Source organism: uncultured Streptococcus sp. (assembly GCF_963521255.1).
Lineage (GTDB): Bacteria > Bacillota > Bacilli > Lactobacillales > Streptococcaceae > Streptococcus.
The window spans coordinates 38659-63337 of sequence record NZ_CAUQTU010000007.1 but is presented as its reverse complement, the minus strand read 5'-3'; the positions used below and the strand labels follow the sequence as shown (position 1 = coordinate 63337).

Below are 24679 nucleotides of genomic sequence, written 5' to 3'. Positions count from 1 at the left end.
TATTTTTTTGATATAATAGTAGAGAAAAAGGTGAACAAATGAAAAAAATATTAATTGTAGATGATGAAAAACCAATCTCGGATATTATCAAGTTTAATATGACCAAGGAAGGTTACGAAGTTGTAACTGCTTTTAGTGGTCGTGAAGCGCTAGAACAATTTGAAGCAGAGCAACCAGATATTATTATTTTGGATTTGATGCTTCCAGAAATTGATGGTTTAGAAGTTGCTAAGACTATTCGCAAGACTAGTAGTGTCCCTATTATCATGCTGTCGGCTAAAGACAGTGAGTTTGATAAGGTTATCGGTTTAGAGCTTGGAGCGGATGACTATGTGACAAAACCCTTCTCAAATCGTGAGTTGCAGGCACGTGTTAAAGCTCTTCTTCGTCGCACGGACTTGGCTTCTGTAGATAATCAAGAAACAGATGAAAAGAAAACCCAACCCTTGCAAATTGGGGACTTGGAGATTGTTCCAGATGCCTATGTGGCTAAAAAATATGGTGAAGAACTAGACTTAACCCACCGTGAATTTGAGCTTTTGTACCACTTGGCTTCTCATATTGGTCAAGTGATTACACGTGAACACTTGCTTGAAACTGTCTGGGGTTATGATTATTTCGGAGACGTTCGAACAGTTGACGTAACTATCAGACGTTTGCGTGAGAAGATTGAAGATATACCAAGTCGTCCTGAGTACATCCTAACACGTCGCGGTGTTGGTTATTATATGAGAAATAATGATTAAACTAATTAAAGACACAGTTTTAACCAGTGATTTTATCTTTATCCTCATTCTACTTGGCTTTATTTTAGTCGTGACCTTGCTTTTATTAGAAAATCGTCGGGATAATATTCGGCTGAAGCAAATCAATCAAAAAGTAAAGGACCTGATTGCAGGAGATTATTCTCAGGTATTGGATATGCAGGGAAGCTCTGAAATCACTAATATTACCAATAATCTCAATGATTTATCAGAAGTAATCCGCTTGACTCAAGAAAATCTGGAACAAGAGAGTAAACGATTGAACAGTATCCTCTCTTACATGACGGACGGAGTCCTTGCGACCAATCGTCGTGGCAAGATTACTATGATTAATGACATGGCTAAGAAACAGCTAGGTGTTGAGAAGGAAGAGGTTCTCAATAAAAGTATTCTAGAATTGCTTAAGATTGAAGATGAGTATGAACTTCGTGATTTGATCACCCAAATTCCTGAACTCATGATTGATTCTCAGGATGCCAATGGTGAATATCTGAGTCTTCGTGTACGCTTTGCCTTGGTTCGTCGAGAATCAGGCTTCATTTCTGGTCTGGTTGCAGTTTTACACGATACGACGGAGCAGGAGAAGGAAGAACGGGAACGGAGACTCTTTGTTTCCAACGTTAGTCATGAGCTACGTACTCCTCTAACTAGTGTGAAATCTTATCTTGAAGCTTTGGATGAGGGAGCTTTGTCAGAACCTGTCGCGCCAGACTTTATCAAGGTGTCTCTAGATGAAACCAACCGTATGATGCGGATGGTGACGGATCTTCTTCATCTTTCACGGATTGATAATGCAACCAGTCACCTTGATGTGGAACTGATCAATTTCACTGCCTTTATTACCTTTATCCTCAACCGTTTTGATCAGATAAGAGGGCAGGATGAAGAGAAGAAATATGAACTGGTGAGAGATTATCCAATTACCTCAGTCTGGATAGAGATAGATACAGATAAGATGACACAGGTGATTGATAACATTCTCAATAATGCCATCAAATATTCTCCAGATGGTGGAAAAATCACAGTGACTATGAAGACAACTGATGATCAGATGATTTTATCCATCTCTGACCAAGGATTGGGGATACCAAAGCAAGATTTACCACGTATCTTTGACCGTTTTTATCGTGTAGATCGTGCTAGAAGTCGTGCCCAAGGTGGAACTGGTTTAGGACTAGCTATTGCTAAAGAGATTATCAAACAACATGAGGGATTTATTTGGGCCAAGAGTGAATACGGTAAGGGGTCGACCTTTACCATTGTGCTCCCTTATGATAAGGATGCAGTGAAGGAAGAAGTATGGGAGGACGAAGTAGAAGACTAGAATGAGTGAAACAGGCTTTAAATACAGTATTTTAGCGTCGGGTTCCAGTGGAAATTCCTTTTATCTGGAAACTCCAAAAAAGAAGCTTTTAGTGGATGCAGGCTTATCTGGTAAGAAAATCACCAGCCTACTTGCTGAAATTAATCGCAAGCCAGAAGATTTGGATGCCATCCTGATTACGCATGAGCATTCTGACCATATTCATGGAGTGGGTGTTTTGGCTCGCAAGTATGGTATGGATCTTTATGCCAATGAAAAGACCTGGCAGGCTATGGAAAATAGCAAGTATCTTGGCAAGGTGGATTCTTCGCAAAAGCATATCTTTGAGATGGGCAAAACCAAAACCTTTGGAGATATTGACATCGAGAGTTTTGGTGTAAGCCATGATGCGGTCGCACCGCAGTTCTATCGCTTTATGAAGGATGATAAGAGTTTTGTCATACTGACTGATACAGGTTACGTTAGTGACCGTATGGCAGGGATTGTCGAAAATGCGGATGGTTATCTTATCGAGTCCAATCATGATGTAGAGATTTTGCGAGCAGGTTCTTACGCTTGGCGACTCAAACAACGAATCCTATCTGACCTCGGTCACCTTTCTAACGAGGACGGTGCTGAGGCCATGATTCGTACCTTGGGAAATCGCACTAAGAAAATCTACCTAGGACATTTGTCTAAGGAAAACAATATCAAGGAGCTGGCTCACATGACTATGGTTAATCAGCTAGCACAAGCTGATCTGGGGGTCGGAGTAGACTTTAAGGTTTATGATACCTCACCAGATACCGCAACACCATTGACAGATATATAAAAAAGAAGGCGAATGCCTTCTTTTTATATCTTTTACAATCCTGCAAATTCTTTGATTTCTTGTGCTGACATTGAAGAGTCGCAACGGACATTGATTTGTCCATCTGCAACGTGAACAAAGCCTGGTACAGTTGGGATACCATAGCGTGAGCGGAATGCTTGCAACTCATTGAGTTGGCTTGCTTCTTCACTATTGATGAAGTAGATGTGAGCTTTGGTTTCAGCTACGACACCTGCTAAAGTACCTGCAAATTTACGGCAGTAAGGGCAAGTTTTGCGACCAATAAAGAAGGTTGCAGTTTCTTTTTTATCAAGAGCTTCTTGCGCACGTGCAACTGTAGTGACTTCAAGGTCTTTGATATTATCTAAAAATTGTTCCATGAGATTACCTCGCTTTCATTGATATGTCTAGTATGCCATAAAGTTTCTAAAATTGCTTAGATTTGATACGAAAAAAAGATGAGATTGGTTGGTCTCATCTTTTTTAGGGCCTTATTTTACAAAAGCATTGATTTCTGCTTCGATATTAGCAATCTTAGCTTGTGATTCTTCGTTAGTTTCACCTACAACCGCAATGTAGAACTTGATTTTTGGTTCTGTACCTGAAGGACGAACGGCAATCCATGAACCGTCAGCAAGTGTGTATTTCAACACATCACTTGGAGGAGTTGTCAAGTTTGTAACAGTACCGTCAGCAGCAGTAGCAGTTTGAGCCTTGAAGTCTTCTACGACAGTGATAGCTGTTGCGTTCCATTCTTTTGGAGCATTGTTGCGGAACTTAGCCATAATCGCTTTGATTTGTTCAGCACCATCGACACCTGAAAGGGTAACAGAGATAGTCTTTTCTGCGTAGTAGCCGTACTCTTTGTAGATTTCTTCGATACCGTCAGCAAGGGTCAAACCACGTGAACGGTAGTAGGCAGCAAGTTCAGCAACGACAAGAACAGCTTGGATAGCGTCTTTATCACGTACGAATGGTTTAATCAAGTAACCGAAGCTTTCTTCAAATCCCATCATGTAAGTGTGATTGTGTTTTTCTTCGAATTCTTGAATTTTTTCAGCGATAAATTTGAAACCTGTCAAAACATTGAACATGGTTGCGCCGTAGCTTTCAGCAATCTTCGTTACCAAGTCAGTTGACACGATAGATTTGCAGAGGGCTGCATTTTCAGGAAGAGTTCCAGCGTTTTTGTGGGCTTCCAAGATGTATTTAGCCATGATGGCACCGATTTGGTTACCTGAAAGGTTGAGGTAGCTACCATCTTTTTGAAGAACTTCAACACCAACACGGTCAGCGTCTGGGTCAGTTGCCACAAGAACATCTGCACCAACTTGACGACCAAGTTCTTCAGCAAGGGCAAAGGCTGCTTGGCTTTCTGGGTTTGGAGATTTTACAGTTGAGAAATCTGGGTCAGCAGTTGCTTGCGCTTCAACGACTTGAACAGAGTCAAATCCTGCTTGGGCAAGGGCACGACGAGCCAACATTTCACCAGTACCATGAAGTGGTGTGTAGACAATCTTCATGTCTTTACCAAATTCTTCAATCAAGGCTGGGTTGATGTTTACGTCCTTAACTTCTTTGAGGTATTCAACATCGACAGCTTCGCCGATAACTTCAATCAAGCCAGAAGCTTTTTCAGTTTCCACATCAGCAACTTCAACTGCAAATGGATTTTCGATTGCACGGATATAAGTAGTCAAAGCGTCCGCGTCGTGTGGAGGCATTTGTCCACCGTCTTCACCGTAAACCTTGTAACCGTTAAATGGAGCAGGGTTGTGGCTGGCTGTGACCATGATACCTGCGAAACAGTTGAGATGACGAACTGCAAATGATAGTTCTGGAGTTGGACGGAGGCTTTCAAATACGTAAGATTTGATGCCGTGTTTAGCAAGAACTGCCGCGGACTCAAAGGCAAACTCAGGTGAGAAGTGACGGCTATCGTAGGCAATTGCCACACCACGTTCTTTTTCATTTCCACCTTTTGACTCAATCAAACGAGCCAATCCTTCAGTAGCTTGGCGAACAACGTAGATGTTGATGCGGTTTGTACCTGCACCAATCAAGCCACGCATACCTGCAGTACCAAATTCAAGATTTGTATAGAAGGCATCTTCCTTAGTTTTTTCGTCCATATTTTCCAAATCTTGACGAAGATAGTCAGGAAGCTCCGCAAAATCAACCCATTTCTGGTAATTTTCTTGGTAAGACATTGAAATTCTCCTTTTTGTAAATTGTTTTAACCGTTCACATTATAGCACTTTTTAACGTTTTAGTAAAACGGTAGCATAATTTTCAGAAAAGTGGTGTCATATGCCGATTTATCAAGTCTTGAATGCCTTAGGGAAACATGCTATACTACTTGTATGATTATTTTACAAGCTAATAAAATTGAACGTTCTTTTGCAGGAGAGGTTCTTTTTGATAATATTAACCTGCAGGTTGATGAACGCGATCGGATAGCCCTTGTTGGGAAAAATGGTGCAGGGAAGTCTACTCTTTTGAAGATTTTAGTTGGAGAAGAGGAGCCAACTAGTGGAGAAATCAATAAGAAAAAAGATATTTCTCTGTCTTACCTAGCCCAAGATAGCCGTTTTGAGTCTGAAAATACCATCTACGATGAGATGCTTCATGTCTTTGATGACTTACGTCGGACGGAGAAACAACTTCGTCAGATGGAATTGGAGATGGGGGAAAAATCTGGTGAAGATTTGGATAAACTGATGTCAGATTACGACCGCTTATCTGAGAATTTTCGCCAAGCAGGTGGCTTTACCTATGAAGCTGATATTCGAGCGATTTTAAATGGATTTAAGTTTGACGAATCTATGTGGCAGATGAAAATTGCCGAGCTTTCTGGTGGTCAAAACACTCGCTTGGCTCTAGCCAAAATGCTCCTTGAAAAGCCCAATCTCTTGGTCTTGGACGAGCCAACCAACCACTTGGATATTGAAACGATTGCCTGGCTAGAGAATTACTTGGTAAACTATAGCGGTGCCCTTATTATTGTCAGCCACGACCGTTATTTCTTGGATAAGGTTGCGACGATTACGCTAGATTTGACCAAGCATTCCTTGGATCGCTATGTGGGCAATTATTCTCGTTTTGTTGAGCTGAAGGAGCAAAAGCTAGCTACTGAAGCAAAAAACTATGAAAAGCAACAAAAGGAAATTGCCGCTCTGGAAGATTTTGTCAACCGCAATCTAGTCCGAGCTTCAACGACTAAACGTGCCCAATCTCGTCGTAAACAACTAGAAAAAATGGAGCGTTTGGATAAGCCAGAAGCTGGCAAGAAATCAGCCAATATGACCTTCCAGTCTGAAAAAACGTCGGGCAATGTTGTTTTGACTGTTGAAAATGCAGCTATTGGCTATGATGGGGAAGTCCTGTCAGAGCCTATTAACCTAGACCTTCGTAAGATGAATGCTGTCGCTATCGTCGGTCCCAATGGTATCGGCAAGTCAACCTTTATCAAGTCTATTGTGGACCAGATTCCTTTTATCAAGGGTGAGAAGAGCTTTGGCGCTAATGTTGAGGTTGGTTACTATGACCAAACCCAAAGCAAGCTGACACCAAGTAATACTGTATTAGATGAACTCTGGAATGATTTTAAACTGATACCAGAAGTTGAAATCCGCAATCGCCTTGGTGCCTTCCTTTTCTCAGGAGATGATGTCAAAAAATCAGTTGGTATGCTGTCAGGTGGCGAGAAAGCTCGTTTGCTTTTGGCTAAACTCTCTATGGAAAACAACAACTTTTTGATTCTGGACGAGCCGACCAACCACTTGGATATTGATAGCAAGGAAGTATTGGAAAATGCTTTGATTAACTTTGATGGGACCTTACTTTTTGTCAGCCATGACCGTTACTTTATCAATCGTGTGGCAACTCATGTACTGGAATTGTCTGAGAATGGCTCGACTCTCTACCTTGGAGATTACGATTACTATGTTGAGAAGAAAGCAGAAGTAGAAATGATTCAAACTGAGGAAGATTCAACTAGTAATCAAGCAAAAGAAGCAAGTCCAGTTAATGACTATCAAGCTCAGAAAGAAAGTCAAAAAGAAGTTCGCAAACTCATGCGACAAATCGAAAATCTAGAAGCTGAAATCGAAGAGCTAGAAAGTCAAAGTCAAGCCATTTCTGAACAAATGTTGGAGACAAACGATGCCGACAAACTGATGGAATTACAGGCTGAGCTGGACAAAATCAGCCATCGTCAGGAAGAAGCTATGCTTGAATGGGAAGAATTATCAGAGCAGGTGTAAAGATGGAAAATCTAGGAAAAGTATTTCGTGAATTTCGGACAAGTGGAAATTATTCTTTAAAGGAGGCGGCAGGCGGGTCCTGTTCAACTTCTCAGTTATCTCGCTTTGAGCTTGGGGAGTCTGACCTAGCAGTTTCTCGTTTCTTTGAGATTTTGGATAATATTCATGTGACCATTGAAAATTTCATGGACAAGGCTAGGAATTTTCACAATCATGAACATGTTGCTATGATGGCACAGATTATCCCGCTTTACTATTCAAATGATATTGCAGGTTTTCAAAAGCTTCAAGAAGAACAACTTGAAAAGGCTAAGAGTTCGACCAATCCTCTTTATTTTGAGCTGAACTGGATTTTGTTGCAAGGTCTGATTTGCCAAAGAGATGCGAGTTATGAGATGAAGCAGGATGATTTGGATAAGGTGGCAGATTATCTCTTCAAAACAGAAGAATGGACCATGTATGAGTTGATTCTGTTTGGTAACCTCTATAGTTTCTACGATGTAGACTATGTCACTCGGATTGGTAGAGAAGTTATGGAGAGGGAGGAATTTTACCAAGAGATTGGGCGTCATAAGAGATTAGTGTTGATTTTGGCCCTCAATTGTTACCAGCATTGTTTAGAGTATCTTTCTTTCGAAAATGCAAGCTATTTTGAGACTTATACAGAGAAGATTATTGGTAAAGGGATCAAACTGTATGAGCGTAATATTTTCCATTATCTAAAAGGTTTTGCCTTATATCAAAAAGGACAGTGTAAAGAAGGGTGTAGCCAGATGCAAGAGGCCATGCATATTTTTGACGTGCTAGGTCTTCCAGAACAAGTAGACTATTATCAGGAACACTACGAAAAATTTGTCAAAGATTAATTTTCCCAAATAAGGGAAAAAGAAAAAAGCTCCTTTCAGTTTTGATACAATAGTTTCAAAATTTGAGAGGAGTTTTTATATGAATCGCTATGCAGTACAGTTGATTAGCCGTGGAGCTGTTAACAAGATAGGAAATATGCTCTATGATTATGGAAATAGTGTCTGGTTGGCTTCCATGGGGACTATCGGACAGACAGTTTTAGGAATGTATCAGATTTCTGAGCTCGTCACATCTATTCTCGTCAATCCCTTTGGCGGAGTTATTTCAGACCGTTTTTCTCGTCGTAAGATTTTAATGACGGCAGACCTTGTTTGTGGGATTCTTTGTCTGGCTATTTCTTTCATAAGGAATGACAGCTGGATGATTGGCGCTTTGATTGTTGCCAACATTGTTCAGGCTATTGCTTTTGCCTTTTCTAGACCAGCAAATAAGGCCATTATCACAGAATTGGTAGAGAAGGATGAACTGGTCCTCTACAATTCTCGTTTGGAGTTGGTCTTGCAGGTTGTCAGTGTGAGTTCTCCTGTACTTTCTTTTCTGGTTTTACAATTTGCAAGTCTTCGCATTACCTTGGTATTAGATGCCCTTAGTTTTTTTCTCGCTTTTGGCTTGGTAGCCTTGCTTCCAAAGAAAGAAGAGAAGACTTTGGGTGAGAAGAAACTTACATTCAAAGTTATTTGTGCTGATATCAAGGAGGGAGTTCACTATATTGTGAAGCAAAAGGAAATCTTCTTTTTGTTAGTCATGGCTTCAAGTGTCAATTTTTTCTTTGCAGCTTTTAATTACCTCCTTCCCTTTTCAAATCAGCTTTATGGAGTTCAAGGTGCCTATGCCACTATTTTAACTATGGGGGCTATCGGTTCTATTGTTGGGGCGCTGTTAGCTAGTAAGATTAAAGCTAATGTTTATAATCTTTTGATTTTACTGGCTTTGACAGGTGTCGGAGTTTTTATGATGGGATTACCACTGCCAACTTTTCTTTCCTTTTCTGGAAATTTAGTTTGTGAATTGTTTATGACGATTTTTAATATTCACTTTTTTACTCAAGTACAAACCAAGGTTGAGAGCGAATTTCTTGGGAGAGTTCTAAGTACAATTTTTACCTTAGCTATTCTATTTATGCCTATTGCAAAAGGATTTATGACAGTTCTGCCAAGTGTACATCTCTCTTCTTTCCTGATAATTGGAAGTGGTGTTATCATCTTGTCTTGTATATCGTTTATTTATGTTCGAACTTATTTTGAAAAAGAGACATAAGTTTGCTTGGACTTCAAAAATAATTCCAATCTAAGTGTTTTTTCCGCCCTTCTCGTTTGTGAGGAGGGCTTGTTTTATGGTAAAATGGTCTTATGAATAAAAGAATGAATGAATTAGTCGCTTTGCTCAATCGCTATGCGACTGAGTACTATACCAGCGATAATCCGTCGGTTTCAGATAGTGAGTATGACCGTCTTTACCGTGAGTTGGTTGAGTTGGAGGCTGCCTATCCAGATCAAGTATTAGCAGACAGTCCGACCCATCGTGTTGGTGGCAAGGTTTTAGATGGTTTTGAAAAATACAGTCATCAGTATCCTCTTTATAGTTTGCAGGATGCTTTTTCACGTGAGGAGCTTGAAGCATTTGATGCGCGTGTTCGTAAGGAAGTGGCCCATCCAACCTATATTTGTGAGTTGAAAATCGACGGCTTGTCTATCTCGCTGACTTATGAAAAGGGGATTTTGCTTGCTGGAGCAACACGTGGAGATGGTTCTGTTGGGGAGAATATCACGGAAAACCTCAAGCGTGTTAAGGACATTCCTTTGACCTTGCCAGAAGAACTAGATATCACAGTTCGTGGGGAATGTTATATGCCACGCGCTTCTTTTGACCAGGTTAACCAAGCTCGTCAAGAAAATGGAGAGCCCGAATTTGCTAATCCTCGTAATGCAGCGGCAGGAACACTGCGTCAGCTGGATACAGCAGTAGTTGCCAAGCGCAATCTTGCGACTTTCTTATATCAAGAAGCCAGTCCTTCAACTCGAGATAGTCAAGAAAAAGTGTTGAAGCACCTTGAACAACTAGGTTTTATGGTCAATCCTAAGCGAATCTTGGCAGAAAACATAGATGAAATCTGGAATTTTATCCAAGAAGTAGGAGAGGAACGGGAAAAACTGCCTTATGATATTGATGGAGTTGTAATCAAGGTCAATGACCTAGCAAGCCAAGAAGAACTTGGTTTTACCGTTAAGGCTCCAAAGTGGGCAGTGGCTTACAAGTTCCCAGCTGAAGAAAAAGAAGCTCAACTCTTATCCGTTGATTGGACAGTTGGCCGTACGGGTGTTGTAACCCCAACTGCAAATCTAACCCCTGTTCAATTAGCTGGAACAACTGTTAGCCGTGCTACCCTACACAATGTGGATTATATTGCTGAAAAAGATATCCGCAAAGACGACACGGTCATCGTTTATAAGGCTGGAGATATTATCCCTGCCGTCTTGCGTGTGGTAGAGTCCAAACGGATTTCTGAAGAGAAACTAGATATCCCTACAAACTGTCCAAGTTGTGACTCTGATTTGTTGCACTTTGAAGATGAAGTGGCCCTCCGTTGTATTAATCCGCGTTGCCCTGCTCAAATCATGGAAGGTTTGATCCACTTTGCCTCTCGAGATGCCATGAATATTACAGGCCTTGGTCCATCAGTAGTTGAGAAACTCTTTTCTGCTAATCTGGTTAAGGATGTGGCGGATATTTACCGATTACAAGAAGAAGATTTCCTCCTTTTAGAGGGTGTTAAGGAAAAGTCTGCTGCTAAACTGTATCAAGCCATTCAAGCATCTAAGGAAAATTCTGCCGAGAAGCTCTTATTTGGTTTGGGAATTCGCCATGTAGGAAGCAAGGCCAGTCAGCTTTTACTTCAACATTTTCACTCGATTGAAAATCTGGCTCAGGCAGATCCAGAGGAAGTGGCTAGTATTGAGAGTCTGGGTGGTGTGATTGCCAAGAGTCTTCAGACATATTTTGCGACAGAAGGCTCTGAAATTCTCCTCAGAGAATTGAAAGAAGCTGGGGTCAATCTGGATTATAAAGGTCAGACAGTAGTAGCGGATGCGGCCTTGTCAGGTTTGACCGTTGTATTGACTGGGAAATTGGAACGTCTCAAGCGCTCAGAAGCTAAAAGTAAACTCGAAAGTCTGGGTGCAAAAGTAACAGGCAGTGTTTCTAAAAAGACCGACCTCGTCGTTGCAGGAGCAGATGCTGGAAGTAAACTTCAAAAAGCACAAGAACTTGGTATCGAGGTTCGAGATGAAGCTTGGCTAGAAACTCTGTAATGATCGTTTAAAACCAGAGTTTAGACAGTATAACTAGTTTGTTAATCGGGACAAAATCGGTCAAGAATTTATTAGTGAAACAGAAACAAATTTAGAAGTAAAAAGGAAAAATAAAAAATGTTTAATTACCCTATTCGCATTCATTACCATCGTAAGAATGGAGAATACGACACTTGCTCTTTTGTGAAAAGTCAGGATCAACGAATTGATTTACTAACTTACCAAGAAGATTATTTTGGAGCCTTATTTAGCTTTGAACACCCAAGCGCTCATCCCTTAGAAAGCTTGAATTTTGTGGTTCATACAGGCCAAACTAGTAAAGAATATGCTATCCGTTTTAATCACTATCCTCTTTTAACAGAAGTCTGGATTTTGGAAGGAGATGATAGGATTTATTATTCTGAAAATCCTGCTATTGCAAGTCCTTTCTATAAAAATCAAAATCCTTTTGCCTTTGATAAGGCCATTAATAGTGCTAGTTTTGACCATCATTGGGGTTACCAAGGAGAATTGGGATGTCGTGTAGAGGATAATCAAGTTCATTTTGCTCTCTGGGCTCCAACAGCGACAGAAGTACAAGTGGTAGTGTATGAATCTGCATCAAATGATGCTCCAGTTTGGAAAACTTTTGATATGAAGAGAGGCAATAGCTATTCATATAATCATAAGGACAATACAATCGGTGTCTGGAGTTTGGATGTTGAGGAAGATTTGACTGGTAAGGCTTATCAATATCAAGTCCAATTCCCCCATCACCAAACCTTGACACGCGATCCTTATACAATCGCGACCAGTCCTGATGGCAAACGTTCAGCTATCCTGAGCCATGAAGAAAAGCAAGTTGCAAACTTCGAGGTCAAGCATGGTTCTGATGCTACTTGGCGCTTGGCAAATCCATGTAAGGCAGTTATTTGTGAAATGCATATTCGTGATTTGACCAAATCACCGACCTCAGGTGTGGATGAACATCTTCGAGGAACTTTCTTGGGTGCTGCTCAGACTGGAACGGTTAACCAGTACGGTCAGTCAACTGCTTTTGATTACATCAAGAAACTGGGCTACAATTATGTTCAATTGCAACCAATTGCAGACCGTCACAAAGAATATGATGCGGATGGGAATGTAACCTACAACTGGGGTTATGATCCACAAAACTATAATGCACCAGAAACGAGCCTTTCAACCAATCCAGATGATCCTGCTCAGGTTATTCGTGATTTGAAGACCATGGTTCAAGCCTATCACGATGCTGGTATTGGTGTCATTATGGATGTGGTCTATAACCATACCTTTTCAGTTGTTGATGCACCTTTCCAAACAACTGTCCCTGATTACTATTATCGTATGAATCCAGACGGTACCTTCCAGAATGGAACGGGTGTTGGAAATGAAACAGCCAGTGAACACGAAATGTTCCGCAAGTATATGATTGATTCTCTTCTATACTGGGTGCAGGAATACAATATTGACGGCTTCCGTTTTGATTTGATGGGGATTCATGATGTTAAGACCATGCAGATGATTCGTCAGAGCTTGGATGATATTGACCCTAACATTATCCTTTATGGAGAAGGTTGGGATATGGGAACAGGTCTTGCTCCTTATGATAAGGCCAAGAAAGACAATGCCTACCAGATGCCAAATATTGGTTTCTTTAATGACAATCAGCGTGATGCTGTCAAAGGTGGAGAAGTTTATGGTGCTATCAAGTCAGGTTTTGTCAGCGGTGCTGCGACAGAGCCAATTCTAGCCAAAGCAATTCTAGGCAGTCGTGAATTAGGAACCTATACACATCCAAATCAAGTGTTTAACTATGTAGAGGCCCATGACAATTACAATCTTCACGATTTGTTGGCAACCCTACATCCAGACCAAACTTCAGAGCAAATCATGCGCAAGGTCGAAACTGCCACAGCCATGAATCTGCTCATGCAGGGGATGGCCTTTATGGAAATTGGTCAAGAATTTGGTCGTACCAAACTGGTTGCAACTGGTGAGAATGGTGAGTTAACACATGATGATAGAGAACGTGCTATGAATAGCTATAATGCTCCTGACAGTGTGAATCAAGTCAACTGGGACTTGATCAATGAGCGTCAAGACAGTATTGAGTTTATTCGTCAGATGATTCGATTGAAGACAGAAACCAGTGCCTTTTCTTACCCTACTTATGATGAAATTTACCATCATGTCTTTGTTCATTCAGCAAATGAACATAGTGGTTGGATTGTCTATGAAGTTCATGGGGAAGAACATCTATTAGTTGCCTTTAATGCTAAAGGGCAAGACTTCCAGTTTGAAAATGCTGGAAATCTAGAACTGTTGGTGACCAATAGCCATTTAGATGATAAAGACATGGTTGGCGGCGTCAGTGCCAGCGTCTTTAAAGTTTTGTAGAATTTTACAATTTAAATTCATTTACAGTACTTTATCTGTTTAAAACAATAAAATCAGGAAATTCATTTCCTGGTTTATTTTTTTATTAGTAAAATAACGAACTTTATGATAGTATTATTAAAAAACAATTCGTTTTCAAAGCGTTTCTGAAAATTTCTTGATTTATAAGTGAATACATCAGTGAATTTGTTGAAGGCTTTCAAAAGAATTTTTAGCAAATATAGTAATTTACTTGAATCTTATCTAAAAAGATAGTATAATAAAACTACAGAAAACGCTTACAAAAGATAGGAGGGTGTATGGATAAGAAAAAAGCTTTAGAAACTTTTATGACCGGTGAGAATTTTCACCTCCAGCATTATCTAGGAGCGCATAGGGAAGAAAAAGATGGTGAGTCTGGCTATACTTTCCGAGTTTGGGCACCCAATTCTCAGGCGGTTCACTTGGTAGGAGATTTCACCAATTGGGTAGAGAATCAAATTCCGATGGAACGGAATGAATTTGGAGTCTGGGAAGTCTTTACCAGTCTTGCTCAAGAAGGCCAAATTTATAAGTACCATATTACACGTGCAAATGGTCATCAGCTGATGAAGATTGACCCTTTGGCTGTACGGTATGAGGCACGGCCTGGGACTGGTGCTATTTTAACAGATATTCCAGAAAAGAAATGGAAGGATGGTCTCTGGTTAGCTCGTAGAAAACGCTTGAGCTTTGAAGAGCGTCCTGTCAATATTTACGAGGTCCATGCTGGCTCTTGGAAGAGAAATCCAGACGGTAGTTCCTATAGTTTTACTCAATTGAAAGATGAACTCATTCCTTACTTGGTTGAGATGAACTATACTCACATTGAGTTTATGCCCTTGATGTCCCACCCTCTCGGTTTGAGTTGGGGCTATCAGCTTATGGGTTACTTTGCTCTAGAGCATGCCTATGGTCGCCCTGAAGAGCTTCAAGATTTTGTTGAGGAATGTCACTTAAACAATATAGGCGTTATTGTAGACTGGGTACCTGGTCACTTTACTATCAATGATGATGCCTTGGCCTATTATGATGGAACACCGACTTTTGAATACCAAGACCATAATAAGGCTCATAACTACGGTTGGGGAGCACTCAATTTTGACCTTGGAAAGAATGAAGTCCAGTCTTTCTTGATTTCTAGTATTAAGTTTTGGATTGACTTTTACCATTTGGACGGTATTCGCGTGGATGCGGTTAGCAACATGCTCTATCTTGACTACGATGATGCTCCATGGACACCTAACAAGGATGGTGGCAATCTAAACTATGAAGGTTATTCTTTCCTTCAACGCTTGAATGATGTCATTAAACAAACTCATCCAGACGTTATGATGATAGCTGAGGAAAGTTCATCGGCTACTCAGATTACTGACACTAAGGATTCAGATGGTCTTGGCTTCGACTACAAATGGAATATGGGGTGGATGAATGATATCCTCCGATTCTATGAAGAAGATCCGATTTATCGTAAATACGACTTTAACCTAGTGACTTTCAGCTTTATGTATGTCTTCAAGGAGAACTATCTCTTACCATTCTCGCACGATGAAGTGGTTCATGGCAAGAAGAGTATGATGCACAAGATGTGGGGAGATCGTTATAATCAATTCGCAGGCTTGCGCAATCTCTACACTTACCAAATTTGTCACCCAGGTAAAAAATTGCTCTTCATGGGTAGTGAATATGGGCAATTCCTAGAATGGAAATCTGAAGAACAGTTGGAATGGTCTAATCTAGAAGATCCAATGAATGCTAAGATGAAGTATTTCACTTCTCAGCTTAATCAATTCTACAAAGACCATCGCTGTCTATGGGAAATTGATACCAGCTATGATGGTATTGAAATCATTGATGCGGATAATCGAGACCAGAGTGTTCTTTCCTTTATTCGTAAGGGTAAAAAGGGAGAAATGTTAGTCTGTATCTTTAACATGGCACCTGTTGAACGGAAAGATTTTACAATCGGAATACCCGTTGCAGGAATTTACGAAGAAGTATGGAATACTGAGTTGGAAGAGTGGGGAGGCGTTTGGAAAGAACATAATCAAACTGTTCAAACGCAAGAAGGACTATGGAAAGATTATGAGCAGACCTTGACCTTTACCCTACCGGCTATGGGAGCTAGTGTCTGGAAAATCAAGCGTCGCTTGAAACCTACTAAAACTGTCACAAGTAAAAACCAAAAAGGAGTAGAAAATGAAGAATGAAATGTTAGCTTTGATTCTTGCTGGTGGGCAAGGAACTCGTCTCGGTAAACTCACTCAAAGCATCGCAAAACCAGCTGTGCAATTTGGTGGGCGCTACCGTATCATTGACTTTGCCCTATCAAACTGTGCCAACTCAGGGATTCACAATGTTGGAGTCATTACACAGTACCAGCCACTTGCTCTCAATAACCATATTGGTAATGGTTCAAGCTGGGGACTAGACGGTATCAATTCTGGTGTCTCTATTCTTCAACCTTATTCTGCAAGTGAAGGAAATCGTTGGTTCGAAGGGACTAGTCATGCTATTTACCAAAATATCGACTATATCGACAGTGTCAATCCTGAGTATGTCTTGATTTTGTCTGGGGACCACATCTACAAAATGGACTATGATGATATGCTCCAGTCTCACAAGGATAATAATGCTAGTTTGACAGTAGCAGTTTTAGATGTCCCTCTTAAAGAAGCAAGCCGTTTTGGTATCATGAACACAGATGCCAATAATCGTATTGTAGAATTTGAAGAAAAACCAGCTCAACCTAAATCTACCAAAGCCTCTATGGGGATTTATATCTTTGATTGGCAACGTCTCCGTAATATGTTAGTCGCTGCTGAAAAGAGCAAAGTTGACATGTCAGACTTTGGTAAAAATGTCATTCCGAATTACCTTGAGTCAGGTGAAAGTGTTTATGCTTACGAATTTAGTGGTTACTGGAAAGATGTTGGTACCATTGAGTCACTTTGGGAAGCGAACATGGAGTATATTTCTCCAGAAAATGCCTTGGATAGTCGTAACCGTCAATGGAAGATTTACTCAAGAAACTTGATTTCACCACCAAACTTTCTTGGTGAACATGCTGCTGTAGAAGATTCTTTGGTTGTGGATGGCTGTTTCGTTGATGGAACTGTTAAACACTCTATCCTTTCAACAGGTGCACAAGTTCGCGAAGGAGCGGAAGTCCTTGATTCGGTTATCATGAGTGGAGCCATCATTGGTAAGGGAGCTAAGATTAAACGAGCTATTATTGGCGAAGGTGCGATTATTTCTGACGGTGTCGAAATTGATGGAACAGAGGAAGTAGAAGTAGTAGGATATGATGAAGTAGTGGGGGTAGCAACAGATGAAGATTGATAAATATTCTGCCATTTTAGGAAACACAGTTGGTTTTCACGATATGTCAACATTGACAGACCACCGTCCAGTAGCAAGTTTGCCATTTGGTGGGAAATATCGTTTGATTGACTTCCCGCTTTCAAGCCTTGCTAATGCAGGTGTTCGTAGCGTCTTTGGTATTTTCCAGCAGGATAATATCAGCTCAGTCTTTGACCACATTCGTTCAGGACGCGAGTGGGGCTTGTCAACCCTTCTTAGCCATTACTATCTAGGAATTTACAATACACGCGTTGAGAGTAGCACAGTAGGAAAAGAATATTACCAACAGCTGCTCACTTATTTGAAACGTTCTGGGTCAAACCAAACAGTTTCACTCAACTGTGATGTTTTGATTAACATTGATTTGAAGCAAGTTTTCCACCTACATAGTACAACAAAAGGGCCTATCACTGTAGTTTATAAAAAACTAGCTAAGAAAGATATTTCAGAAGTAAATGCAATCTTAGAAGTGGATGAAACAGACCATGTTCTTTCTCATAAACTCTTTGATAGCAAGTCAACAGCTGAAACGTTCAATATGTCTACAGATATTTTTGTCGTTGATACACCTTGGTTGATTGAACGCTTGGAAGAAGAAGCTAAAAAAGAACATCCAGAGAAGTTGCGTTATGTTTTACGGGATTTGGCTGCAAAAGAAGGGGCTTTTGCCTACGAGTACACAGGCTACCTTGCAAATATTCATTCTGTAGAGTCTTATTACCAAGCTAATAAAGATATGCTTGAATCACAAAAATTCTACTCTCTCTTCTCACCAAATCAAAAGATTTATACAAAGGTCAAAAACGAAGAACCAACTTACTACGCTAACACATCTAAGGTAAGCACATCTCAGTTTGCATCTGGTAGTATCATTGAAGGTCAAGTGGCAAATTCTGTTCTATCACGTAATATTCATGTCCACAAGGATAGCTTGGTTAAAGATAGCTTACTTTTCCCTCGTGTTGTTATTGGAGAAGGTGCTCAGGTAGAATATGCTATCTTGGACAAGGGTGTTGAAGTTGCGGATGGAGTTGTGATCCGTGGAACTGCAGAAAATCCAGTTGTTGTTAAGAAAGGTAGCAAAGTAACAGAGGATATTCATTCATGAAAATTTTATTTGTAGCAGCAGAGGGTGCACCCTTTTCAAAAACAGGTGGTTTGGGAGACGTCATTGGCGCTCTTCCAAAATCACTGGTAAAAGCTGGGCACGAAGTTGCAGTGATTTTACCCTACTATGACATAGTAGAGACTAAATTTGGAAATCAGATTGAAGATGTTCTTCATTTTGAGGTGAGTGTTGGTTGGCGCAAACAGTACTGTGGAATTAAGAAAACCGTCTTAAACGGTGTAACCTTCTACTTTATTGACAGCCAATATTATTTCTTCCGTGGGCATGTTTACGGTGATTTTGATGACGGAGAACGCTTTGCTTTCTTCCAACTGGCTGCCATTGAGGCTATGGAAAAGATTGACTTTATTCCTGATCTTCTCCATGTTCATGACTACCATACAGCTATGATTCCTTTCTTGTTAAAGGAAAAATACCGTTGGATTCGAGCCTATCAAGGAATAAAAACTGTTTTAACCATTCATAATTTGGAATTTCAAGGACAATTTTCAGAAGGAATGTTATGGGATTTGTTTGGAGTAGGCTTTGAACGGTATGCTGATGGTACCCTTCGCTGGAACAACTGTTTAAACTGGATGAAGGCAGGTATTCTCTATGCGGATCGTGTTTCAACCGTTTCACCTAGCTATGCTCATGAAATCATGACCAGTCAGTTCGGATGTAACTTGGATCAGATTCTTCGAATGGAGTCTGGTAAGGTATCTGGTATCGTGAATGGGATTGATGCTGACCTTTATAATCCTCAGACGGATGCCCTTTTAGACTATCATTTTAATCAGGAAGATTTGTCTGGTAAAGCTCAGAACAAGGCAAAATTACAAGAGAGAGTTGGCTTGCCAGTTAGAGCTGACGTTCCACTGGTGGGAATTGTTTCTCGTTTGACACGTCAAAAAGGTTTTGATGTGGTGGTGGAAAGTCTGCACCATATTTTGCAAGAAGATGTTCAGATTGTTCTTTTGGGAACTGGAGATTCAGCCTTTGAAGGGGCTTTCTCGTGGTTTGCTCAGATTTACCCAAACAAGCTATCAGCAAATATCACTTTTGATGTCAAACTAGCTCAAGAAATCTACGCTGCTTGTGACCTCTTCCTCATGCCGAGTCGTTTTGAACCGTGTGGCTTGTCTCAAATGATGGCTATGCGTTATGGAACCTTGCCATTGGTTCATGAAGTTGGTGGCTTGCGAGATACCGTTCGCTCTTTCAATCCAATCGAAGGAAGCGGTACTGGTTTTAGCTTTGACAATCTATCTCCTTATTGGTTAAATTGGACTTTCCAAACAGCATTGGACTTGTATAGAAACCATCCTGACGTTTGGAGAAACTTACAAAAACAAGCTATGGAGTGTGATTTCTCATGGGATACAGCCTGCAAGTCATATCTAGACTTGTACCAAAGTTTAGTTAACTAATAGATAAAATCGTATGATGACTTCATACGATTTTTGGGCTGTTTAGAGAGGAGAACTGATGTCTCAAGTAAAAGGCTTGTGTGTCATGGATGTTGATGGAACCTTAATCCTAGAAGAAGTGATTGATTTGTTGGGTAGAGAGGCAGGTTGTGAGGAGGAAATTTCGCAGATTACAAGTCAGGCAATGCGAGGAGAGATAGACTTTGAAAGCAGTTTAAGAAAAAGAGTGTCCTTGTTGGAAGACCTTTCTATTTCGGTCTTTGATAAAGTCTTCAACTCTATTCATCTATCTCCAAATGCCCAAGAATTCATCTCAATTCTCCAAAAGAAAGGCATTTTAGTTGGTCTGGTGTCTGGTGGATTTACTCCAATAGTTGAGAGGCTTGCAAAATCTCTTGGTATTGCCTATTTCTCTGCTAATCAACTTGAAGTCAAAGATGGTCTTCTAACAGGAAAATTAGTTGGACAAATTATCAGTCCCCAGGTCAAAAAAGAGACTCTGGAAAAATGGAGAAAGGAACTAAAATTTTCTAAAGAAAGAACGATTGCAATCGGTGATGGGGCCAATGACCTATTTATGTTGAAGTCAGCAGGACTGGGAATTGCTTTTTGTGCCAAAGAGGTACTCAAAAAAGAAATACCACATCATGTTGACAAGAGGGATTTTTTAGAAGTTCTTCCTTTGATTAACTTTTTAGAATGAGGGAAAATATGAAGATTATAATTGCACCGGATTCGTTTAAGGAAAGCTTGACCTCTGAAGAGGTGGCTGAAGCAATAAAAAGAGGCTTCCAACAATCGATAGCAGATGTAGAATGTCTTCTCTGCCCTGTTGGTGATGGGGGAGAAGGTACTGTAGATGCTATTCGACATTCTATTGACCTTGAAGAAAAATGGATCCAAGTTACAGGACCTTTTGGACAAAAAGAAGCCATGCACTATTTTCAAAAAAGTCAACTGGCACTATTTGAAGTTGCCAACTTGGTTGGCCTTGGAAAAATTCCGCTAGAGAAACGAAATCCACTGCAAATCCAAACTTGTGGTATTGGAGAGTTGATTCGTCATCTCATTGCTCAAGGGATTAAAGATATCTATATCGGAGTAGGTGGTACGGCCAGTAATGACGGAGGAATTGGAATCGCTGCTGGTTTGGGTTATCAATTTTATGATATGGATGGAAATGTCTTGCCTGCTTGCGGTCAGTCCTTACTAAACTTAGCTTCTGTTTCAATAGAAAATCGCTATGAAATTCCTGAAGATGTTAAAATTCGTATTTTAGCAGATGTCGTTAGTCCCTTATGTGGTTCTCAAGGTGCGACTTACACTTTTGGCAAACAAAAAGACCTACAACCTACTATGTTTGCAGTCGTAGATCAGCCAATCCAAGATTTTTATGAAAAAGTCTCACCTGCAACATTGGAAATTAAAGGAGCAGGAGCTGGTGGAGGTATTGCTGGCGGTTTGTGTGCCTTTGCTCAGGCAAATATCGTATCTGGAATTGACACCTGCCTAGACTTGATTGACTTTGATAAGAAAGTTGCAGATGCTGATTTGGTTATTATTGGAGAAGGAAGGCTAGATCGTCAAAGCTTAGCAGGTAAAGCGCCTATTGGTGTTGCAAAAAGAACCCCTGTCGGAGTTCCTGTTATTGCTATTTGTGGTAGTATTGCTGAGGATTTACCTTCCCTACCATTTGAGAATATCCAAGCGGTTTTTTCAATTTTGGAGAAAAGTGAACCTCTAGAAGATAGTTTGAAAAATGCCAGTCTCTATTTGGAGCACACGGCTGCCAATATAGGGCGTTTATTAAATATGCGCAAGATCTAGCCAAACCATTTCTTCCAGATGGATGTTTTGGCTGGTTCTTCCTTTTTAACTTCCCAAAGTTTTGCAAAAGCAAGTCGAAGATCCTTTTCTTCTACTTGAACGGGTGCATTACTATGGATAATCAGGCCAAAAGGAGAAGAAGTATGCTCTTCAGATACAATGGTAGCTTGACTATTAGTTTCTTTTGATTCTTTCAAGTAGAAAACTTGCTTGTCAAATTCGATAGTTGGTGAAATCTTTACAAATAGTGGCTCTGCTTTTTCCTGAAGGTTTTCTAAAATAGATAAAAAGCCTTTTTCTAACTGAGGGCTATTTGCTGTGTCAATATCTGCATATCCAAGAACTCTTTCCTCAAAAGTGCCAAGATAGCGTCTTTGCTCATCCGGATTTAATTTTGGCCCACCATGAGCTTTTTCAAGTAATTGTTTTGATAAATCTGTCATGAAAACAGTATATCATAAAAGTTAGAATAAAACAGACAAAAGAAAGCGATTACTTTATAAAGTTAAGGAAAATTTGCACAAAGATAACGTTTTTTCTTGAAAAAGGAGGGGTTTTAAGGTATTATAGAGGTGTAAAAAATTTAACTCATAAGGAGAGTAAAAAATGTCAATTATTACTGATGTTTACGCTCGCGAAGTCCTAGACTCACGCGGTAACCCAACACTTGAAGTAGAAGTTTACACTGAATCAGGTGCTTTCGGACGTGGTATGGTTCCATCAGGAGCTTCTACTGGTGAACACGAAGCAGTTGAACTTCGCGACGGTGACAAATCTCGTTACGGTGGTCTTGGTACACAAAAAGCTGTTGACAACGTAAACAACATCATTGCTGAAGCTATCATTGGCTACGATGTACGTGATCAACAAGCTATCGACCGTGCTATGATCGCTCTTGACGGTACTCCTAACAAAGGTAAATTGGGTGCAAACGCAATCCTTGGTGTGTCTATCGCTGTAGCTCGTGCTGCTGCTGACTACCTTGAAATCCCACTTTACAGCTACCTTGGTGGATTCAACACTAAAGTTCTTCCAACTCCAATGATGAACATTATCAACGGTGGTTCTCACTCTGATGCTCCAATCGCTTTCCAAGAGTTCATGATCTTGCCAGTTGGTGCGCCAACATTCAAAGAAGCTCTTCGTTACGGTGCTGAAATCTTCCACGCTCTTAAGAAAATCCTTAAATCACGTGGTTTGGAAACTGCCGTAGGTGACGAAGGTGGATTCGCTCCTCGTTTCGAAGGAACTGAAGACGGTGTTGAAACTATCCTTGCTGCTATCGAAGCTGCTGGATATGTTCCAGGTAAAGACGTATTTATCGGATTTGACTGTGCTTCATCAGAATTCTACGATAAAGAACGTAAAGTTTACGACTACACTAAATTTGAAGGTGAAGGTGCTGCTGTTCGTACATCTGCAGAACAAATCGACTACCTTGAAGAATTGGTTAACAAATACCCAATCATCACTATCGAAGATGGTATGGATGAAAACGACTGGGATGGTTGGAAAGCTCTTACTGAACGTCTTGGTAAGAAAGTACAACTTGTTGGTGACGACTTCTTCGTAACAAACACTGACTACCTTGCACGTGGTATCCAAGAAGGTGCTGCTAACTCAATCCTTATCAAAGTTAACCAAATCGGTACTCTTACTGAAACTTTTGAAGCTATCGAAATGGCTAAAGAAGCTGGTTACACTGCAGTTGTATCACACCGTTCAGGTGAAACTGAAGATTCAACAATTGCTGATATCGCAGTTGCAACTAACGCAGGACAAATCAAGACTGGTTCACTTTCACGTACAGACCGTATCGCTAAATACAACCAATTGCTTCGCATCGAAGATCAACTTGGTGAAGTAGCTGAATACCGTGGATTGAAATCATTCTACAACTTGAAAAAATAATCGTTGATTTAACAACGTTTCTAGCCCCTCGGATTTTATCCGAAGGGCTATTTTTGTATTTAGGGGGCAAAAAAGGGGCAAAACTTTTTAAAAAATCTTTTTCATCACTTTGTCCAGTATATTGATTGCTTCATCTTTCATGTTCTTTGTAACGTGGGTATAGATGGAAGTGGTGACCTCAGAATCAGAATGGCCAACCCTGTCCATGATTGTTTTTAGAGGGATTTTATTTTCAGCTAAAATGCTGATAGTAGTATGTCTGAAGATGTGAGGTGATAGATGTTTAGGAATTGGTTTCTTTAGGCGTTCATTTGCTCGCTGGAGGGACTTGCTTAGGATAGAACTATGAACAGGCTTACCTGTATTTGTAACAAAGATGCGGTCACTTTTATGCCAATTCTTATCGGTTGTTTCGCTTAGACGATTTAATTCAATCATTTTATCAAGTATTTCAATCTCTCTTTTTGTGAGGTGTGTCGTCCTGAAGCTGGCAAAAGTCTTAGTTCCATCATCGTCTGGAATGTATCGATTGAATGTAGTATGGATATCTAATGTCTTACTATCTTTGTGATATTTGTCTATCGTAAGACCAGCCAACTCACCGACACGACAACCGTTCAGGATCATAAACTCACATGCCAAGGCGTATCGTAATGTAATATCTTTTCGATAGAGTTCTTTTAAAATAGCCTTGTATTCTTTTGGTTCTAGATATTTATCTTTTGCGTTTTTCATCTGCTCTAAGCTTTGTTTCTTTCTAGGCAATTTCGCTTTCCTAGCAGGATTATTTTCGATAAAACCTTGGTCGATAGCATAGTCAAAGAAGACGTTTAGAATTGATTTGACACGGTATTTTTGGGTATATGTCCATTCTTCAGTATCAATCAATCTTTGAACCAGCCGTACATCCATATTTTCCAATTTAGTACCTAGTTCAACTTTATCGGATATTCGGTTGTAGGTAGCTAACATAGTCTTATACGTACTCAATTTAATTTGCTTCTGGTGAAATTCCCACCATTCTTCGAAGACTGGATGAAACAGAGCAGAAGCAGTAGTCAATTTTTGCAGTAAGGATTCTATCTTTTCGTCCAGTTGTTTCTGAGCTTCTTTTTTTGCCCTGCTTGATCCAGAGTCAAGGGTTACAGACACCCTTTTCCATTTCTCGGTATAAGGGTCTTTGTATCGCTCAAAAAATTTGTATTTTCCGTTGGAAAGTTCTTCCATCCACATTGATTTTCACCTCATTTCTTGATAAAATGGGTATAGTAAAGCAGGCTTTTTAA

19 protein-coding genes are annotated in these 24679 nt (G+C 40.3%); 15 read left to right on the top strand and 4 right to left on the bottom strand.

Annotated features, from left to right (window positions below):
• Window positions 1-38 precede the first annotated feature (38 nt).
• Genes yycF through RWP09_RS06425 form a run of 3 tightly spaced genes read left to right on the top strand, consistent with a single transcriptional unit; the run spans window position 39 to window position 2899 of the window.
• Window positions 39-746, top strand: a complete 708-nt coding sequence (yycF, locus tag RWP09_RS06435; protein ID WP_314435521.1) for a response regulator YycF — start codon at window positions 39-41, stop codon at window positions 744-746.
• Window positions 739-2088, top strand: a complete 1350-nt coding sequence (gene vicK / locus RWP09_RS06430; RefSeq protein WP_314435518.1) for a cell wall metabolism sensor histidine kinase VicK — start codon at window positions 739-741, stop codon at window positions 2086-2088. The genes yycF and vicK overlap by 8 nt, the downstream gene beginning before the upstream one ends.
• A gap of 1 nt (window position 2089) precedes the next feature.
• Entirely contained in the window at window positions 2090-2899 is an 810-nt protein-coding gene (locus tag RWP09_RS06425; protein ID WP_000004959.1) for an MBL fold metallo-hydrolase, read from the top strand.
• A gap of 32 nt (window positions 2900-2931) precedes the next feature.
• On the opposite strand, the gene RWP09_RS06420 is transcribed toward RWP09_RS06425, so the two are convergent.
• Both RWP09_RS06420 and RWP09_RS06415 read right to left on the bottom strand, forming a co-directional pair.
• A complete protein-coding gene (locus tag RWP09_RS06420; RefSeq protein WP_261018613.1) occupies window positions 2932-3279 on the bottom strand; it encodes a thioredoxin in 348 nt (115 codons plus the stop codon).
• Window positions 3280-3390: 111 nt separating this feature from the next.
• Complete coding sequence (locus RWP09_RS06415; protein WP_000121692.1) at window positions 3391-5109, bottom strand: phospho-sugar mutase; 1719 nt, start codon at window positions 5107-5109, stop codon at window positions 3391-3393.
• A gap of 153 nt (window positions 5110-5262) precedes the next feature.
• On the opposite strand from RWP09_RS06415, the gene RWP09_RS06410 reads away from it, so the two are divergent.
• The 11 genes from RWP09_RS06410 to RWP09_RS06360 all read left to right on the top strand — a co-directional run bounded on the left by RWP09_RS06410 (window position 5263) and on the right by RWP09_RS06360 (window position 21482).
• Window positions 5263-7164, top strand: a complete 1902-nt coding sequence (locus tag RWP09_RS06410; RefSeq protein WP_314435513.1) for an ABC-F family ATP-binding cassette domain-containing protein — start codon at window positions 5263-5265, stop codon at window positions 7162-7164.
• Window positions 7165-7166: 2 nt separating this feature from the next.
• Window positions 7167-8030 (top strand): MutR family transcriptional regulator, encoded by an 864-nt coding sequence (locus RWP09_RS06405; protein ID WP_314435631.1) that lies wholly within the window; start codon window positions 7167-7169, stop codon window positions 8028-8030.
• Between the two features lie 79 nt (window positions 8031-8109).
• Window positions 8110-9288 carry an MFS transporter gene (locus tag RWP09_RS06400; RefSeq protein WP_314435510.1) on the top strand — a complete coding sequence of 393 codons (1179 nt, stop codon included), beginning with the start codon at window positions 8110-8112 and terminating at the stop codon, window positions 9286-9288.
• A gap of 92 nt (window positions 9289-9380) precedes the next feature.
• A complete protein-coding gene (gene ligA, locus RWP09_RS06395) occupies window positions 9381-11339 on the top strand; it encodes an NAD-dependent DNA ligase LigA (RefSeq protein ID WP_314435507.1) in 1959 nt (652 codons plus the stop codon).
• 117 nt (window positions 11340-11456) lie between these two features.
• On the top strand, window positions 11457-13736 hold the full coding sequence (pulA, locus tag RWP09_RS06390) for a type I pullulanase (protein WP_314435504.1): 2280 nt from the start codon (window positions 11457-11459) through the stop codon (window positions 13734-13736).
• Between the two features lie 299 nt (window positions 13737-14035).
• Window positions 14036-15964: a 1,4-alpha-glucan branching protein GlgB gene (glgB, locus tag RWP09_RS06385; RefSeq protein ID WP_314435501.1), complete on the top strand. Its 1929-nt coding sequence runs from the start codon at window positions 14036-14038 to the stop codon at window positions 15962-15964.
• Window positions 15954-17096, top strand: a complete 1143-nt coding sequence (locus tag RWP09_RS06380) for a glucose-1-phosphate adenylyltransferase (RefSeq protein WP_261232820.1) — start codon at window positions 15954-15956, stop codon at window positions 17094-17096. Before glgB ends, RWP09_RS06380 begins: the two co-directional genes overlap by 11 nt.
• Window positions 17086-18225: a glucose-1-phosphate adenylyltransferase subunit GlgD gene (gene glgD / locus RWP09_RS06375; protein WP_314435495.1), complete on the top strand. Its 1140-nt coding sequence runs from the start codon at window positions 17086-17088 to the stop codon at window positions 18223-18225. Before RWP09_RS06380 ends, glgD begins: the two co-directional genes overlap by 11 nt.
• Window positions 18222-19655, top strand: a complete 1434-nt coding sequence (glgA, locus tag RWP09_RS06370; RefSeq protein WP_314435493.1) for a glycogen synthase GlgA — start codon at window positions 18222-18224, stop codon at window positions 19653-19655. Before glgD ends, glgA begins: the two co-directional genes overlap by 4 nt.
• A gap of 58 nt (window positions 19656-19713) precedes the next feature.
• A complete protein-coding gene (gene serB / locus RWP09_RS06365; RefSeq protein WP_314435490.1) occupies window positions 19714-20358 on the top strand; it encodes a phosphoserine phosphatase SerB in 645 nt (214 codons plus the stop codon).
• Window positions 20359-20366: 8 nt separating this feature from the next.
• Window positions 20367-21482, top strand: coding sequence for a glycerate kinase (locus RWP09_RS06360; RefSeq protein ID WP_314435486.1), 1116 nt, complete (start codon window positions 20367-20369; stop codon window positions 21480-21482).
• On the opposite strand, the gene RWP09_RS06355 is transcribed toward RWP09_RS06360, so the two are convergent.
• On the bottom strand, window positions 21479-21925 hold the full coding sequence (locus tag RWP09_RS06355; RefSeq protein WP_314435483.1) for a DUF1694 domain-containing protein: 447 nt from the start codon (window positions 21923-21925) through the stop codon (window positions 21479-21481). The two genes, RWP09_RS06360 and RWP09_RS06355, sit on opposite strands and share 4 nt — an antisense overlap.
• Before the next feature lie 163 nt (window positions 21926-22088).
• Here RWP09_RS06355 and eno point away from each other — a divergent pair, with 163 nt between their 5' ends.
• Window positions 22089-23393: a surface-displayed alpha-enolase gene (gene eno, locus RWP09_RS06350; protein WP_000022813.1), complete on the top strand. Its 1305-nt coding sequence runs from the start codon at window positions 22089-22091 to the stop codon at window positions 23391-23393.
• Window positions 23394-23480: 87 nt separating this feature from the next.
• Here the strand turns inward: eno and RWP09_RS06345 are convergent, their stop codons facing one another.
• Entirely contained in the window at window positions 23481-24626 is a 1146-nt protein-coding gene (locus tag RWP09_RS06345; protein WP_314435481.1) for a site-specific integrase, read from the bottom strand.
• Window positions 24627-24679 lie beyond the last annotated feature (53 nt).